Source organism: Amycolatopsis sp. 3B14 (genome assembly GCF_050958625.1).
Taxonomy (GTDB): Bacteria; Actinomycetota; Actinomycetes; order Mycobacteriales; family Pseudonocardiaceae; genus Amycolatopsis_E; species Amycolatopsis_E thermoflava.
On the sequence record NZ_JBHZEN010000030.1, the window covers coordinates 123480 to 135648 of the forward strand.

12 protein-coding genes are annotated in these 12169 nt (G+C 72.5%); 6 read left to right on the forward strand and 6 right to left on the reverse strand.

The features are described 5' to 3' along the window. Positions 1-3 precede the first annotated feature (3 nt). The 4 genes from ACCP09_RS19140 to ACCP09_RS19155 form a co-directional block, all read right to left on the reverse strand. On the reverse strand, positions 4-1872 hold the full coding sequence (locus ACCP09_RS19140) for a hypothetical protein (protein ID WP_433748459.1): 1869 nt from the start codon (positions 1870-1872) through the stop codon (positions 4-6). Between the two features lie 27 nt (positions 1873-1899). After that, positions 1900-2301 (reverse strand): hypothetical protein, encoded by a 402-nt coding sequence (locus ACCP09_RS19145; protein WP_027931196.1) that lies wholly within the window; start codon positions 2299-2301, stop codon positions 1900-1902. A gap of 19 nt (positions 2302-2320) precedes the next feature. Then, a complete protein-coding gene (locus tag ACCP09_RS19150; RefSeq protein WP_027931197.1) occupies positions 2321-3166 on the reverse strand; it encodes an ESX secretion-associated protein EspG in 846 nt (281 codons plus the stop codon). 249 nt (positions 3167-3415) lie between these two features. After that, complete coding sequence (locus ACCP09_RS19155) at positions 3416-3907, reverse strand: Imm26 family immunity protein (RefSeq protein WP_433748492.1); 492 nt, start codon at positions 3905-3907, stop codon at positions 3416-3418. Positions 3908-3996: 89 nt separating this feature from the next. On the opposite strand from ACCP09_RS19155, the gene ACCP09_RS19160 reads away from it, so the two are divergent. Next, positions 3997-4905 (forward strand): intradiol ring-cleavage dioxygenase, encoded by a 909-nt coding sequence (locus ACCP09_RS19160; protein ID WP_433748464.1) that lies wholly within the window; start codon positions 3997-3999, stop codon positions 4903-4905. 59 nt (positions 4906-4964) lie between these two features. After that, positions 4965-5660, forward strand: coding sequence for a hypothetical protein (locus tag ACCP09_RS19165; protein WP_433748467.1), 696 nt, complete (start codon positions 4965-4967; stop codon positions 5658-5660). Positions 5661-5676: 16 nt separating this feature from the next. On the opposite strand, the gene ACCP09_RS19170 is transcribed toward ACCP09_RS19165, so the two are convergent. Beyond that, positions 5677-6483: an oxidoreductase gene (locus tag ACCP09_RS19170; protein WP_433748470.1), complete on the reverse strand. Its 807-nt coding sequence runs from the start codon at positions 6481-6483 to the stop codon at positions 5677-5679. A 3-nt stretch (positions 6484-6486) separates the two neighbouring features. Beyond that, positions 6487-7575, reverse strand: coding sequence for a cytochrome P450 (locus ACCP09_RS19175; RefSeq protein WP_433748473.1), 1089 nt, complete (start codon positions 7573-7575; stop codon positions 6487-6489). An 82-nt stretch (positions 7576-7657) separates the two neighbouring features. On the opposite strand from ACCP09_RS19175, the gene ACCP09_RS19180 reads away from it, so the two are divergent. The 4 genes from ACCP09_RS19180 to ACCP09_RS19195 all read left to right on the forward strand — a co-directional run bounded on the left by ACCP09_RS19180 (position 7658) and on the right by ACCP09_RS19195 (position 12147). Continuing rightward, a complete protein-coding gene (locus ACCP09_RS19180; protein WP_433748476.1) occupies positions 7658-8371 on the forward strand; it encodes a helix-turn-helix domain-containing protein in 714 nt (237 codons plus the stop codon). A 26-nt stretch (positions 8372-8397) separates the two neighbouring features. Continuing rightward, entirely contained in the window at positions 8398-10467 is a 2070-nt protein-coding gene (locus tag ACCP09_RS19185; RefSeq protein WP_433748479.1) for a TRAP transporter permease, read from the forward strand. Further along, the gene (locus ACCP09_RS19190; RefSeq protein WP_433748482.1) at positions 10364-11341 is read left to right on the forward strand and encodes a TAXI family TRAP transporter solute-binding subunit; all 978 of its coding nucleotides are present in this window, start codon (positions 10364-10366) and stop codon (positions 11339-11341) included. The genes ACCP09_RS19185 and ACCP09_RS19190 overlap by 104 nt, the downstream gene beginning before the upstream one ends. Positions 11342-11805: 464 nt before the next feature. Next, entirely contained in the window at positions 11806-12147 is a 342-nt protein-coding gene (locus ACCP09_RS19195) for a DUF1330 domain-containing protein (protein ID WP_378337147.1), read from the forward strand. Positions 12148-12169: the final 22 nt, after the last annotated feature.

Genomic DNA, 12169 nt, shown 5'->3' on the forward strand with positions numbered 1-12169 from the left:
GGGCTACTTCTTCTCTTCCTGCTTGTTCTTCTTCCAGTCACCGATGACCGGCGGGGCGACCACGTCACCGCCTTCGAAGAGGTCGGGATCGCCTTCGAGGTAGTCCGCGACGCGGTGTTCCTTGTCCTCCGCGCCCTGGCCCTTGCCGCCGTGCGGGGCCATGCCGCCCGCGGCCGGGGTGCCTGCCCGGCCAGCCGCGCCGGTCGCGCCCGCCGCGCCACGCGCCGCCGCGGCTTCTTCGGCGGCCGCCGCCGCACCGGAGGCGCCGGCGACACCGCCCGCGCCGAGCCGGGCGCCGCTCGCGCCCGACGCACCACCGACGCCACCGAGGCCGCCGACACCACTGCCGCCGGCGCCGCCACCGCCGAGGCCCTTGAGCGCCGCCGCGCCGGCACCGCCCACGCCGCCGAGACCCTTGGCCCCGGTGCTGGTGCCGCCGCCGAGCGGGGTGCCCGCCGGGCCACTGACGGAACTGACGGAGTCGAGCCCGGCCAGCGGGTTGCCGCTGACGGTGGGGCCGCCGAGGCGGCTGGCGATGCTGTCGCCGTTGATACCGCCGGAGTAGCCGATGGTCGGCATGCGCGCCGACGAGCTGCCGGACGTGCCGGTGTCGACCGCCGAGGAGGCCACCGTCGAGTCCGGGATGTCGAGGTCGGGCACCGACGCGTGGTTCTCCAGCGTGCCGCCGCTGTAGTTCCCGGTGGTCCCGGCTGGGTAGTCCGGAGTGGACAGTTGCGGCACGGCGCCGGTTCCCCCGCCGTAGCCGGACGAACCGCTGTAGGTGTTCAGCGCGGGCGCGCCGGCCCCGGTGCCGGCACCCGAGGTGTCCAGGCCGGGCACGGAGGTCCCGGTCGGCAGCGACGGGGAGTTCAGGTTCGCCGCGGCCACCGCCGCGTTCACGTCCCCGGTGCCCGCGCCGGCCGCCGCGGGCACGCCCGCGGTGGTGGCCGAGCGCAGGCTCGCGGCCTGCGCGGCACCGGCTTCGGTGGCCGGGATCCGCGCGGAAGCCGGCCCGGTCGCGCCGGTGCGCAGCGACGCGATCTGCGCGTTCGGCCCGCCGAGCTTGGGCGGCGCGACGAACGCCGGGGTGATGGTGGCGCCGGCGACGGTGTCGTCGTACTGGGTCATGATCCGCGCGGCCTGCTGGCGCGCGGCCTCCTGCTGTTGCAGCGCCTGCTGGTCGAGCTGCGCCTGCTGCGCGTACACGACCGGGTCGGTGATCGTCTGCAGGTGCGCGTTGGCGGCCTGCACGTCGAAGTTCACCGGCGGGTTGGCCGCCATCTGCTTCTGCGTCTCGTTCAGCGCCTGCGAGTGGATCTCCTGCTGGCGGCCGGTGAGCGTGGCGCCCTTGGCGGTGTTGCCGAGCCACAGGCCGACGTCGGCGAGGTGCTTGCGGGCCGCGTCGCCGCCCTCCCCCTGCCAGGCGGCGAGGCTGTCGTTGATGGCGTCGGCCAGGTTCTTCTGGTGCTCGGTGAGTTCCTTGCCCAGCCGCACCCACTCCTCCGAGGTGACCGCGACCGCGGCGGAGTCGGCGTTGGTGGTGATGGCGTCGAGCATCTGCTGGTGGGTCGCGTTGTCCCACAACGAACTGGGCGCCGTGCCGTGGTCGCGGATCTCGACCCCGTCGTCGACGCTGTCGCGGACGGCGACGATGCGCTGCTCGTAGCGCCGCTGGATGGTCTCGTCGCGCAGCAGCGGGGTGACGACGTCGCCGAGCCAGCCCTTGGCGATCTCCTCGTCGACCTGCCGGGTGACCTCCTCGCGGATCTCGTCACCCGAGGTGTGGTCGTGGCCGATGGGACCGATGTAGTACGGCGAGCTCGGGTCCGCGGTGACGTCCTGCACCCCGCCGCCGACGTCGGACAGCTCCACGATCTTCTCCCCTTCGAGGTTGCTCGGTCAGGCCTGCTCGGCGCGGTATCGCCGCAACGTGGTCCCGGTTTCGCCGTCCTGCGACCGGTAGTTCTTCTGGGCGAGCTTGATCGCCTCGATGTAGGTGGGCAGTTCGGCCTTGGCCCGCGTGAGCTGGGTGAGCAGGCCGCGCTCGTCGCTCGCGGTCTTCACCATCACGTCCGACACCCACTTCGCGGTGGTGGTGTCGCTCATCGGCGGCGCCTGCCCGAACGCCTGCAGCGCCGACCAGCGCGCCTCGAGCGCGTCGACGATACCCTGCAGCGCCTGGATCATCTTGTCGCCGGTCCGCTCGTCGACGGCGAACCCGCCCTCGCTGGCCAGCCGCTTCAGCGCGACGGCCTGCACCATCCGGACCGCGTTCTCCGCCTTCGGCGCTTCCTCGCTCATCCCCGGTACCTCCCCGATCTCAGTAGACGGCAGCGATCATGTCGCGGACGGCTTCGGCGACCGCCGGGAACCCCGCGGGCGCGTAGGTCGCGGTGATCGTCCCGGTCGCGTCGGTCCGGGTGCTCACCAGGTACCGGCCGTCCTCGGTGTCCAGCCACGTGACCGGGGTGGCCGAGCGGCGTTCGCCGTGGCGTCCGCGGCCGTGCGCGGTGAAGTAGCCGCCGCCGCGCCGCGGCGCCGCGAGGACCTCTTCGAGCCGGTCCTCTTCGGACACCGCGCGGGCGCGCGCGGGCCGCCGCGACCGCACGACCGTGGTGACCTGGAGGCTGCCGAAGGCCTCGGTCTCCTCCTCGTCGAACTCCTCCTCGGCCTGGCGCAGCGCGGCCAGCGCCGAGCGCGGTCGCTCGTCCTCGCGGCGCGACACCGACAGCGGCGTGCCGGGCGCGGGGTCGGCCGGGGTGAGCGAGCCGGCCAGGCGAGGCACCAGGTCCTCGTCCGGGAACAGGGAGAACCACAGCCTGTCCTCGCCCGGGGCCTGGCGGATCACCAGGGCCTGCGCGCCGTCGGTGGCGGCGTGCACGGCAAGGTCACCGGCGCGCGAATCGGTCCCGCTGGCGGTGACCGTGACACGGTGGTCGCCGAGCAGCTCGAACGCGGTGCGCACGCCCGGGTCGAGCTGGCCGCGGGTGGACAGGCCGCGGTCCTGCAGGTCCTCGTGGACGCGGAGCGCGAGTCTGGCGAAGCGGAGCGGGTCCACCGTCGTGTGGCTGATGCGCAGGGGGAACACGCGGACGTCGACGCCCAGCGCCCGCCCGACGACGACGGCCTCCACGCTGCCGAGCGTGAAGTCGAACCGAGACACCATCGACGCTTGTGTCACCTTTCGGGGTTCCGGCCTCGGACGCGGGGCCGTGAGGCGTGGACGGCCAGTGTGGCTTGTTCGTTGATCAGTGTCGGCGCCGGGGCGCCCGCTGTCGAGCGACCCACCGGCACCCGGTGGAGATCACAACGCACCGAAGGGGTGACGGAACGCCGTTTTCCTCCGGCGTTGCCCGAAAGAACCGGGAATCAGAGGCACCCGGGCACGGCGGGGCGCGCTCATCTGAGCACTGTGTCATGGGGCGAGCGGAATACCGAGCGCCTCGCTGACGGCATCGTCCAGGGTGCGGACGCTGTTGAGCAGGAACCGCCCCACGGGTTCGACGGGCCCCGGCAGGGGCGCGCGGTTCTCGTCGACGTACCGGTCGCGGATCACGTCGTGGAAACAATGCACCGGGAGCACCTCGCCGGGCAACAGCGGCCGGTGCTCGACGGTTGTGAAGTAGCCCTGGGACCAGGGGTACCGGTTGACGAACTGCGGCGGGAGCAGAAGCCGATCCGGCACCAGCTCCGCTCGCGGAGGCGGCGCCAGGGTCGCGGACCGGACGCGGAAGACGTAGATCACGATGCCCTTGCCCATCGGGCCGGCCGCGTTCGTCGTGACGATCCGGCCGAAGAGGTACAGATCGTCCGGCATCAGCATCGCGAACACATCACCCGGATGCAGCCGCCTGCGCGACGGTGCCAGCTTGCGGAAGTTGAGCCGCGGCTCGATCGCTCCGATGATCGTCCTGCTCCGCCCTCTTCCCGGAACGCATGCCTGCCGCACAGACTAGGCAAACCCGGCGCACAGCACGAGACCCGACGATGGTGCCCATGCGAGACGAAAAGCCCGCCTACCAGGGCCGCCCCCTCCCCCGCCCCCACGACGAGGTCGTCGACCAGGGGCTGGGCTTCGACATCGGCACCCTGTTCGACCGCCGCCGGGCGTTGCGGTTCCTCGGCATCGGCGCGGCCGGTGTCGCGCTCACCGCGTGCGGCGCGGGGTCGACCGGCGCCCCGGCGACGACCACCACCCCTTCGGCCGCGTCCGGCGAGATCCCGGACGAGACCGCGGGCCCCTACCCCGGCGACGGCTCCAACGGGCCGGACGTGCTGGCGCAGAGCGGCATCGTGCGCAGCGACATCCGCTCCAGCTTCGGCGACTCCACCGGCACCGCCGAGGGCGTGCCGATGACGCTGCAGCTGACCGTGTCCGACCTGGCCAACGGCGGCGCCGCGTTCGCCGGGGTCGCGGTGTACGTGTGGCATTGCACCCGCGAGGGCGGCTACTCGATGTACTCCGACGGCGTCGAGGACCAGAACTTCCTGCGCGGCGTGCAGATCGCCGACGCCGACGGGCGCGTGCGGTTCACCAGCATCTTCCCGGCCTGCTACGACGGCCGCTGGCCGCACATCCACTTCGAGGTCTACCCCGATCAGGCGAGCATCACCGACTCGTCGAACGCGATCGCCACCTCGCAGGTCGCGCTGCCGCAGGACGTGTGCCAGTCCGTCTACCAGCAGCCCGGCTACGAGGACTCCGTCGCGAACCTGCGGAAGGTGAGCCTGTCGAGCGACAACGTCTTCGGCGACGACGGCGGCGCGTCCCAGCTGGCGACCGTCACCGGGGACGTCACCAACGGCTACACCGTGAGCCTCGCGGTGCGCGTGGACACCCGGACCACCCCGTCCGCGGGCTCCGCCCCTGGCGGCGGTCCTGGTGGGACACCGCCGTCGCGCTAGCCGGTAACGAAGATCCTCCTGCTCACGACAAGCCGTGCGCACCGATCAGGAGGATCTTCGTGACCAGTCAGCCGCCCGGCTACCCCTACCCCCAGTGGCCGCAGCCGCCGCGGCGCAATATCGGCGCCATCGTCGCCCTCGCGATCGCGGGGGCGCTCGTCGTCGCCGGCGTGTCGGTCGGGGTCACGCTCGCCGTCACGGCAGACGACGGCACCACGAAAGCCGCGCCCGCCACCACCTCCCGGACCCGCCCCACGACCTCGAAGTCGCCGACGCCGGTGATCCCGGTCAACCCCCGGCAGAACGTCGAGGTGAAGATCGGCGAGACCATCGGCTTCGGCAGCCACCCCGGCCAGCCGGAGGTCGCCTTCACCCTCACCAAGGTCACGGTCGGCGGCCGCTGCACCGAGCCGTACGCGCAGAAGGCGGAGAACGGGCGCTTCATCTTCCTGGACATGACGGTGACGACTTCGTCGTCGATGAGCGGTGATTTCGCGCCGAGCCTGCTGAACCCGAACAACTTCTCGATCATCGGCCCGGACGGCGTCACCGAAACCGGCGGCAGCCTCAGCAGCGCACCGGCGCTCGGCTGCCTGTCCCGCGGCAAGCTGTTCCCGCTCGCGCTCTCGCCCGGCCAGAACTACGTCGGCACGGTCGTCCTGGATTCCCGCAACACCACCGGCAGCCTCGTGCTCGCCCCGTACGGCCTGGACGGTTTCAACGGCTGGGAGTGGAACCTCGGCGAGCACGCCTGACCGTCCACAGTGGCCACTATCGCACCCGGGTGACCAGCGCGTCGAACTCGCGGTCCGGCAGGGTTCGGTTGAGCTCCAGCAGTTTCTCCGCCATCCAGCCGACGGCGTAGCGGGTCTCCGGGCGGCCGGACTCCACGGCCCGCCGGATGACGTCTGCCACGACAGCGGGGTCGGACCCCTCGCTCAGGCCGGCCGCGGCGCGCTCCGCCATGGACTCGGCCATCTCCCGGTACGCGCCGGCGCCGGAGAACTCCCGCAGCTGCGCGGCCGTCCCGTCCTCGAAGCCGGTCCTGATGATGCCGGGCTGGACGACCACGACGTCGATCCCGAACGGCGCGACCTCCATGCGCAGCGCGTCGGAGAAGGCTTCGAGCGCGTGTTTCGCCGCGTAGTACCAGGCGCCGAGCGGTAACGCGATCTCACCGCCGATCGAGGAGACGTTGACGATCGTCCCGGAGCGCCGCTCCCGCATGTGCGGCAGGACGAGCTGGACCAGCCGCGCCGGCGCGAGCAGGTTGACCTCCAGCTGGTCCCGCGCCAGGGCGAGCGGCACGTCCTCCACCGCGCCGTGCAGGACCGTCCCGGCGTTGTTGACCAGCACGTCGATCCGCCCCTGCTCCTCGACCACGGTGGCGACGGCGCGTTCGAGGTCCTCGCCCTCGCGGGCGTCCATCGCCAGCACGTGGCCACCGGCGTCCCGCACCGGCGCCATCCGCGCCACCCGCCGCGCCGCGCCGTACACGACGTGACCGCCGCGCAGCAGTTCCAGCGCCGTCGCCAGGCCGATCCCGGACGACGCACCCGTCACCAGGCACACCTTCATCGCTCAGTCCTCCCAGGTCACCAGCAGTTCGTCCACCCCGCGCACCAGGCTTCCCGCGCGCACCACGACATCCGCGGCCGGCACCGCGAGCCGCAGCGACGGGAACCTCGTCACCAGCGCGGGCAACGCCGCCTGCAGCTCCACCCTGGCGAGCTGCTGGCCGAGGCACTGGTGCACGCCGTGCCCGAACGCGACGTGCCCGGCGGACGGCCGGAGCAGGTCGAGCACGTCCGGATCGGGGAAGCGCGCCGGGTCGCGGTTGGCCTCGGGCAGGCACACGGTGACGCACTCGCCGGCGGCGATCCGCTCGCCGTCCAGCTCGACGTCCGCCAGCGCCGCGCGCACCGTGAACGGGATGACGCTGTGGTAGCGCAACAGCTCCTCGACCGCCCGCCCGGGCTCGGCGCGCAGGACGTCCGCCGCGCCGGGGTGGGTGAGCAGGGTGAACGCGCCCAGCGCGAGCATGTTCGCCGTGGTGTCCAGGCCGGCGCCGAGCAGCACGAAGCCGATGTTGACCAGCTCCTCGTCGGTGAGGTCGCTCGCGGTGAGCCCGCTCAGCAGGTCGTCGGCAGGCGCGGCGCGCTTGGCCGCCACCAGGTCGCGCACGAACTCGTGCACCGCCGCGTACGCCGCCGCGGCCTGCTCCGGCGTCCGGTCCAGGCGGAACAGGTCCAGCGCGTGCCCTTGGAACCGCGCGCGGTCCGCGTAGGGCACCCCGAGCAGCTCGCAGATCACCTGCGCGGGGACCGGCTGCGCCCAGGTGCGCACCAGGTCGACCGGCCCGCTCTCGCCGGCGACGGCGTCGAGGTGCTCGTCCACGATCTCCCGCACCCGTCCCGTCAGCTGCCGCATGCGCCGGACGGTGAACTGGCCGGCGAGCAGCCGGCGGTAGCGCGTGTGCTCCGGCGGGTCCATCGAGTTGAACATCCCGGGCGCCGCCGGAACGCCGTTGCCGGGCGCGCCGGGGACCGGCATGTGCCGCAGGTCCGACCGGGCGCTGAACCGCGGATCGGCCAGGACCTGGCGGACGGTCTCGTGGCTCGTCGTCAGCCAGCCGAGGTGCCCGTCCGGGTAGGTCAGTCGCTTCAGCATTCCGCGAACGCTAGGAACACCCGCGCACCCGGATCAACCGGTGAACAAGGAAGTCCCAGGTCGGTGCTCTAGCATCGATGCAATGAGCCTGGAGCCGAATGCACCGGCCCGCACCCGGCTGACGTTCGGCGAACGCCGGCGCATCGCCGCCGGGCTGGCGATGGGGCTGAGCTACGCGGAGATCGGCCGCAGGCTGGGACGGCCAAGGTCGACGATCATCCGCGAGGTCGCCCGCAACGGCGGCGCCCACGGCTACCGCGCCGACCGCGCCCAGCAGGCCACCGCCTGGCGCGCCCACCGCCGCCGCCCGCTGCCCGCCCCGGAACCACCCGCGGCGAGCGGGGGCGATCCGCGGCAGTTCGAGCAGGACTTCGCCGCGATGATGGTCCAGACCGGTGTGCCGCCGATGATGGCGAAGGTCCTCGTCCGCCTGTTCACCAGCGACCCCGGCAGCCTCACCGCGGCCGAGCTCACCGCCGGGCTGCGGGTCAGCCCGGCTTCGGTCTCCAAGGCGGTCCGCTGGCTCGAGGAGCGCGGCCTGGCGCGGCGCGAACGCGACGGCCGCCGCGAGCGGTACGTCATCGACGAGCACGTCTGGTACCAGGCGTGGCTGGTCAGCGTCCGGTCGATGACGCTGTGGGCGGACTGCGCGCGCCAGGGCGCCGAGGTGTTCGGCGACACCGCCGCCGGCGCCCGGCTGCGCGACACCGGCCGGTTCTTCGAGCACCTGCGCCGCGACATGGCGCAGGCGGCCGAGCACTGGCGAAACCTTCCGTATGACCGGAGTGCGCCCTAAGGTGTGATCATCGCAAAGGAGCGGTGATGACCAAGCCCGTGAGGGGCGACGAGGTCAGCGACATCGTCGCCGAGCACGACGAAGAGCGGCCAGCGCGGCGGTTGTCGCGGGGGCCCGACCTGCTGGTGTACCTGGCCGCGCTCGCGGTGGCCCTGCTCGTGCTGAAGCAGGTCTTCTTCCCCTACAGCAAGGGAAACCAGTTCTACCTGGTGATCTTCCTCGGCTGCACCCTGCCGCTGGTGTTCCTCTGCTACCGGCCGCTGGCGCGGTCGCGGCGTTCCCCGGACAACCCGTGGCTGCTGGACTGGGCGCTGGCCGTGGTGGCGCTGGTCGTGGGCCTGTACCCGGTGCTGTCCGGCTACGACGACTTCCTCGACCGGCAGGGGCAGCTGTCCACCCTCGACATCGTCGCGGGCGCGGTGCTGCTCCTGCTCATCCTGGAGGCGACCCGCCGGACCACGGGCTGGGTCCTGCCGGTGGTCTGCCTGCTCTTCCTCGCCTACGCCTACTACGGCGGCTACCTGCCGCCGGACTGGGGCATCGCGCACGCCGGCGTGGACTTCAGCCAGATCATCAACGCCCTCTACAACGACGCCAGCGGCTTCTTCGGCACCCCGCTGGACGTGGCCGCCAGCTACATCGTGCTGTTCACGATCTACGGGGCGGTGCTGGAGGCCTCCGGCGCCGGGCGCTTCTTCGTCGACATCTCCTTCGCCGCGTTCCGCCGGTCCCGCACGGCGCCGGGCCGCACGACGGTGCTGTCCGGGTTCCTGCTGGGCACGGTGTCCGGCTCGGGCACCGCCACCGCGGTCAGCCTCGGGTCGATCACCTGGCCGATCCTCAAACGGGCCGGCTACCCACGGGAACACGCCGGCGGCCTGCTCGCCGCGTCGGGCATCGGCGCGATCCTGTCGCCGCCGACGCTGGGCGCGGCCGCGTTCATCATCGCCGAGTACCTGCAGACCTCCTACCTGACCGTGCTGATCTGGGCGTCGGTGCCGACGTTGCTGTACTACCTGGGCATCGTGTTCGCGATGGAGGCCGACGCGCGCCGCTTCCAGGCGAAGCCGGTGGACGTCGAGCGCGGCGACCCGTGGCGGCTGCTGTTGCGCGGCGGCTACCACTTCCTGTCGCTGGCGATCATCGTGGTGTTCCTGGCGCTGGACATCCCGCCGTTCGCGGCCGTGGTGTACGCGACCGGGGTGGCGGCCCTGTTCGCGTTGATCGCGCGGCGGCGGGACGTGCGCGGCTGGGCGGTGGACATGGTGGGCGCGCTGTCGCGGGGTGTGCGGAGCGCGCTGCCGGTGATCGCGGTGTGCGCGGCGGCCGGGGTGATCACGTCCACCATCACGAAGACCGGGCTGGGCCTGGAACTCGCCGACGCGCTGGTCGACGTGGCACGGGCGGTCACCGACAACGCGACGGTCGTGCTGGTGCTGACGGTGCTGTTGTCCGCGGTCGCGGTGGGGGTGCTCGGGCTGGCGGTGCCGGTGACGGCGTCGTTCATCATCGCGTGGGTGGTGATCGCGCCGGCGCTGGAGACGCTGGGCGTGGCGCCGGCCGAGCGCGCCATGTTCATCTTCTACTACGCGGTGCTGTCGGAGGTCACGCCGCCGACGGCGCTGGCGGCGGTCGCGGCGGCGGCGATCACCGGTGGCCGGGTCATGAAGACCATGTGGCAGTGCTGGAAGTACACGCTGCCGGCGTTCCTGGTGCCGATCGCGTTCGTGCTCACCGACAACGGGGCGGCGCTGCTGCTCCAGTCCGGGGCGGTGACGGTGGTGTGGGTGCTGGCGGTGTCCGCGCTCGCCGTCGCCGCGCTCGGCGTGGTGACCGGCGGGTGGCTGTTCGGGCCGGTCCACCCGGCGGTCCGCGTGCTCTTCGTGCCCGCCGCGGTGTGCCTGCTCTACCTGGAGCCGGGGCCGATCGTGGCGGGCCTGGCCTTCGGCGTGGTCGCGACGGCCGCGCACCTCGTGATCAGAAGGAGGCGGCATGAAACGACTGCTGACGGTGCTGGTGACGGTGGCCCTGGTCGCGGCGGGCTGCGGCGGGAAGCAACCGAACCAGCAGGCGGCGGGCGGGAGCCAGGGGTGTGAGGCAGGCAGCGGCAGGCTCACCATCGCCACCGGCAACAGCGGCGGCGTGTACTACGTGCTCGGCGGCGGGCTCGCGCAGCTGATCAGCAACAACACCGGGCTGAAGGCGACCGCGGCGGAGACCGGCGCGTCGGTGCAGAACATCCAGCAGCTGGTCGACGGCACCTACGACATCGCGTTCTCGCTGGCCGACACGGCGGCGGACGCGGTGCAGGGCAAGGGGAGTTTCGACGGCAAGCCGCAGAAGGTGCAGGCGCTGACCCGGATCTACCCGAACTCGACGCAGGTTCTGGTGCGCACCGACTCCGGGATCAACAGCATCGCCGACATGCGCGGCAAGCGGATCTCGACGGGTTCGCCGAAGTCCGGCACCGAGGTGATCGCGAACCGGCTGCTGCAGGCGGCGGGGCTCAACCCGGACACCGACCTGCAGGCGCAGCGGCTGGACCTGGCGAAGACCGCGGACGGCATCAAGTCGGGCACGATCGACGGGCTGGTGTGGTCCGGCGGCCTGCCGACGGCGCAGATCACCGACATCACGACGACGATGAAGGGGCAGGTGAAGTTCATCGACATCACCCCGCAGCTGGCGGCGCTGAAGCAGATCAACCCGGTGTACGACACGGGCACGATCCCCGCGGCGACGTACGGGCAGCCCGCGGACGTGCCGACGATCGTCGTGCCGAACCTGCTGCTGGTGCGGGAGGACTTCCCGGCGGGCGACGCGTGCGCCATCACCAAGCTGATCTTCGACAAGAAGCCCGAGCTGGAGAGCGTGCACCCGGCGGCGAAGGAGATCACGCGGGAGAACGCCACGCGCACCGAGCCGGTGCCGATGCACCCCGGATCGCAGCAGGCGCTGGCGACTCCGTGAGCGGGGGTGGCGGTTCGAAGGAGGCCGGGCCGTGTAGGTGAGCTTCGGGGGCGGTGGGTTCCGGAGGCAGCCCGCGCGCGACTGATGCGGCGGCCAAAGCCGGGTTCCGCCCGTGACCTTCAGGGGCGCGGTGGGTTCCGGAGGAAGCCCGGATCGGTGGCCCACGCGGCGAGCAAAGCCGGGGCGCGCGGTGGCACCGGCAGGAGCCGGGTCGCCACTCTCCCCGGAACCAGGCTGCCATCCGCCGGAGCCTCCCCCGAACCAGTCCGCCACCCGCTCGGACCGGGCGCCTCGCCGCAACCCCGGCCGCGCCAGCGCCCAGCTCCGGCCGCCTCCCAGGCCGTGGCCCGACCGGGAGGCGCCGTTACCCGCGACCTCCGCCCCCGCATTACCTCCCGGGTAATCGACGCCGCGCGCCGACGGCCACAGGATGGGGTCACCAGCCTCCGGAAAGGACGGACCCCATGACCGCCTACGTCATCGCCCACCTGATGCCCGCCGAGCCGCACCCCGACGTCGCCGAATACCTGGAGCGCATCCAGTCCACGCTAGATCCCTTCGGCGGCCGGTTCCTCGTCCACGGCGCGCCCGTCGAGGTCCGCGAGGGCGACTGGCCCGGCCACCTGGTGATGATCGGCTTCCCCACCGCCGCCGACGCCCGCGCCTGGTACGACTCCCCCGCCTACCAGGAGATCCTGCCGTTGCGCGCGGACCACATCGCGGGCAGCGTCGTGATCGTCGACGGCGTCGAGCCCGGCCACGACTCCGCGGCGATGGGCGAGGCGATGCGCGCCGCGATGGCCTAGATGTGCTGTTTGGTGAGGTTGG